Source organism: Amnimonas aquatica (assembly GCF_002943415.1).
GTDB lineage: Bacteria > Pseudomonadota > Gammaproteobacteria > Pseudomonadales > Moraxellaceae > Perlucidibaca > Perlucidibaca aquatica_A.
Genome location: NZ_PTQZ01000186.1, coordinates 1 through 3,593, shown reverse-complemented (window position 1 = coordinate 3,593; position 3,593 = coordinate 1). Strand labels below are relative to the sequence as shown.

Below are 3,593 nucleotides of genomic sequence, written 5' to 3'. Positions count from 1 at the left end.
ATCCTCGCGGTGACTGAACGACCAGCGCCAGTCGGCCCCCAGCGCCTGGCCGGCGATGCGCGCGAAACCGTCGCGGATGCCGTTCTCGCCGTGATTCAGCTTGAGCTCGGCGGCCGGCACATCCTGCGGATCGCGGGTGATGATGTTGACGACGGCGAAGAAGCTGTTGGCGCCGTAGGCGGCCGAATTCGGCCCGCGCACCACCTCGATGCGCTCGATGTCCTCGACATCCAGCGCCAGACCGATCCAGTCCACGCGCGCCAGGCCGGTCTCGTAGATGGAGCGGCCGTCGACCTGCACCTGCATGCGCCGGCCGCCGCCGGCGGAGGTGCCGTGGTAGCCGACGAAGGCCTCGGCGCCCGATTCGCGCCCCACCACCATGCCCGGCACCAAGCGCAGGATGTCCGGCAGCTCGCGCGCGCCGCTGGCACGGATCAGCCCGCGGTCGATCACCGTGACCGTGGCCGGGGTGTCGAGCAGGGACTGCTGCAGGCGGGTGGCGGAGATCACCACCGGCACGTCGCCGGTATCGCCGAAGCCGGGCACGTCGGCCTGCGCCAGGGCCGGCAGCAGCCAGGGCAGCAGCATCAGCATGGACTCGCGGCATCCGCGCTCGCATCGGATCGGGGGCGCGGCGGACATGTGCTCAGCGTCCCTTCTTTTCGCGCTTCTTGTGGAACTGGACGTGGCGGCGGCGACGGTCGGCCTGGGCCTCGGTCAGCTTGTTGACGCGGTCCTTGAACGGGTTGTCGCTGGTCTTGAACTCCAGGTGCACCGGGGTGCCCTGCAGCTTCAGCGCCTTGCGGAAGACGTTCTCCAGGTAGCGCTTGTAGTCCTTGGGCACCGACTCGGTCTGGTTGCCGTGGATCACGAACAGCGGCGGGTTGTGACCGCCCATGTGGCAGAAGCGCAGCTTGATGCGGCGGCCGGACACCAGCGGCGGCTGGTGCTGCTCGACGGCATCGGCCAGCAGCTGGTTGAGGCGGCTGGTGGGCACGCGGATCATGGCCGAGTCGTAGGCGCGGCGGATCGACGGATACAGGTCGCCGACGCCGGTGCCGTGCTTGGCCGAGATCAGGTGGATCTTCACGTAGGGCAGGAAGTCGAAGCGGCGCTGCATGTCGTTGCGCAAGGTCTGCCGCTCGTAGTCGGTCATGCCGTCCCACTTGTTGATGGCGATCACCAGCGCGCGGCCGGTCTCGAGCACGAAGCCGAGCAGGTTGAGATCCTGGTCGACGATGCTCTCGTGGGCATCCATGACCATGACCACGACATGCGCGTCCTTGACCGCCTGCAGGGTCTTGATCACCGAGAATTTCTCGACGCTCTCGTTGATGCGGCCGCGGCGGCGCACGCCGGCGGTGTCGATCAGCGTGTAGCGCTGGCCCTGGCGCTCGTAGGGAATGTAGATGCTGTCGCGGGTGGTGCCCGGCATGTCGTAGACCACCACGCGGTCCTCGCCCAGCAGGCGGTTGACCAGCGTCGACTTGCCCACGTTCGGACGTCCGACAATGGCGATCTTGATGCCGCTCTCGGGGTCCTCGACGACTTCCTCGTCTTCCGGGAAGGGCGCCAGCACCGTCTCGATCATCTGCGTCACGCCGCGACCGTGGCTGGCGGCGATGCCGTGCAGCTCGCCGAAGCCGAGGCGGTGGAAGTCGGCCAGCGCCACTTCCTCCTGGATGCCGTCGATCTTGTTGACGACCAGGTGCACCTGCTTGCTCAGTGCGCGCAGCTCGGTGGCGATCTGGATGTCGGCCGGGGTCAGGCCGGCGCGGGCATCGACCAAGAAGAGGACGATCTCGGCCTCTTCGATGGCCAGGCGCGACTGCTCCGCCATGGGCGCATCGATGCCCTGCTCGGACTCGCCGATGCCGCCGGTGTCGATGACGATGAAGGACTTGCCTTCGACGCAGGCGTCACCGTACTTGCGGTCGCGCGTGAGTCCGGGCAGGTCCGCGACGAGGGCGTCGCGGCTCTTGGTGAGCTGGTTGAACAGGGTCGACTTGCCGACATTCGGCCGCCCGACCAGGGCAATCACGGGTTTCATAAATCAGCGTTCTTCACAGGCCGGAGCCATGGTCGGGGGAAAACGGGCGCCTCAGGGATTCAGATCCCAGGCGCGCAGCCTGCCCTTGGTGGTCAGGGTGAGCAGCTGCGGTGCATCCACCACAACGCTCATGAGCGGTCCGCGCGCGGCGCGCTCGCGACCGCGCGGGGAGCCGTCGACCGGACTGAACAGGTGCAGCCAGCCTTCGCTGTCGCCCACCACCACCAGACCGCGCCAGACCACCGGGGTCAGCAGCTTGCGACCCTTGAGGCCGTCCTGGCGCCAGACGATGGCACCGGTGATGCGGTGGATGGCGGCCATGGAACCATCGATGTCGACGGCGTAGACATGGGCGGCATCGAGGCCGACGCTCTGCGTGGTGGAGATGTTCACCTGCCAGCGGCGACGCANTCGCCGTCGATGTCCATGAGACGTTCGATCTCGCCGCGGCCGCGGGAGTTGGTGACACGGGTCTGCCACACCGGCAGGCCGGACTTGAGGTCGATCTGGTACAGGTCGCCCTGGCCGCTGACGGCGAACATCTTGTCGCCGCTGACGATCGGGGAGGCGTTGCCGCGCAGCGAGAGCGGAGGCACCGGGGTGTCGAACTGCCAGCGGCGCTTGCCGTCGGCGCGCTCGAACACCTGCAGCTTGCCATCCAGCGTCTGCACCACGACTTCGGTGGCGGTGATGCGCGGCACCGACAGCAGCGCGGCGCCCAGCGGCGCGCGCCAGAGCGTCTTGCCGTCGCGGGCGTCGAGCAGCAGCAGCTCGGCCTGGGCCGTGCCCAGCGCGACCACGCCGTCGCCGGCGCCAACGCCGCCGGTGATGCCTTCCTTGAAATCACGCTTCCAGCGCAGCTTGCCGGTGGCACGGCCGACCGCCTTCACCACGCCGTCGCGACTGGCGGCGAACACGGCCGGCGCCAGCACGGCGGGTTCGAGCTGCACGGCTTCCTTGTCCGAACCGTCGCCCACGGACACCGACCAGCGGCTGTCGAGCTTGACCACCTTGCCGGACAGCTCGGGCAGCGGCGCGACGTCCTTCTTCGGGTTGCTGCTGCACGCCGCCAGCACGGCAGCGGCCATGACACAGGCAATACGCAGGCGACGGTTCATCACAGGGCTCCCTTTTCAGCGGCGGCGGCTTCGTCGGACTTGCGCGGCGCCGGCTCCAGGCCGACTTCGGCGAGCTTCAGCGCCAGCAGCGGACGGGCCTCGTCACGTCCGGCCAGGGCCGCGTCAGCAGCCTTGTAGGCAGCGGCGGCACGAGCCAGGTCACCCTTGGCGAGATGGATGTCGCCACGGATTTCATCGACCAGCGGCGCCAGCGACGCATCCTTGACCTGATCCAGCTCGGCGAGCGCGGCATCCGGCTTCTTCTGCGCCGCCAGCACGCGGGCCAGGCGGGTGCGGACCAGATGCTCGGTCTCGTCCGGCGCGCCGTTGTCTAGCACCCAGCGCAGCTGCTTCTCGGCCTCGGCCAGGTCACCGGCCTCGACCGCGCGCTTGGCCAGCAGCAGGGCCGCATCGGTGGCGTAGGG

5 protein-coding genes are annotated in these 3,593 nt (G+C 68.8%); all 5 read right to left on the bottom strand.

What is annotated here, in order from left to right:
- Positions 1-594, bottom strand: a 594-nt coding sequence (locus tag C5O18_RS07535) for a TonB-dependent receptor plug domain-containing protein (protein ID WP_158249299.1), incomplete at its 3' end; no start/stop codon positions are given.
- Between the two features lie 52 nt (positions 595-646).
- A complete protein-coding gene (gene der / locus C5O18_RS07530) occupies positions 647-2,050 on the bottom strand; it encodes a ribosome biogenesis GTPase Der (protein WP_105192851.1) in 1,404 nt (467 codons plus the stop codon).
- A 51-nt stretch (positions 2,051-2,101) separates the two neighbouring features.
- Positions 2,102-2,443, bottom strand: a complete 342-nt coding sequence (locus tag C5O18_RS07525) for a PQQ-binding-like beta-propeller repeat protein (RefSeq protein WP_105192849.1) — start codon at positions 2,441-2,443, stop codon at positions 2,102-2,104.
- Positions 2,440-3,138: an outer membrane protein assembly factor BamB family protein gene (locus tag C5O18_RS07520; RefSeq protein ID WP_478209687.1), complete on the bottom strand. Its 699-nt coding sequence runs from the start codon at positions 3,136-3,138 to the stop codon at positions 2,440-2,442. Before C5O18_RS07520 ends, C5O18_RS07525 begins: the two co-directional genes overlap by 4 nt.
- 29 nt (positions 3,139-3,167) lie before the next feature.
- Positions 3,168-3,593 (bottom strand): YfgM family protein (locus C5O18_RS07515; RefSeq protein ID WP_146089273.1); only part of this gene is annotated, 426 nt, incomplete at its 5' end.

What these genes read in the sequence shown, in the direction of transcription:
- der (WP_105192851.1), bottom strand. Translation starts at nt 2,050, where the DNA reads ATGAAACCCGTGATTGCCCTGGTCGGGCGGCCGAATGTCGGCAAGTCG.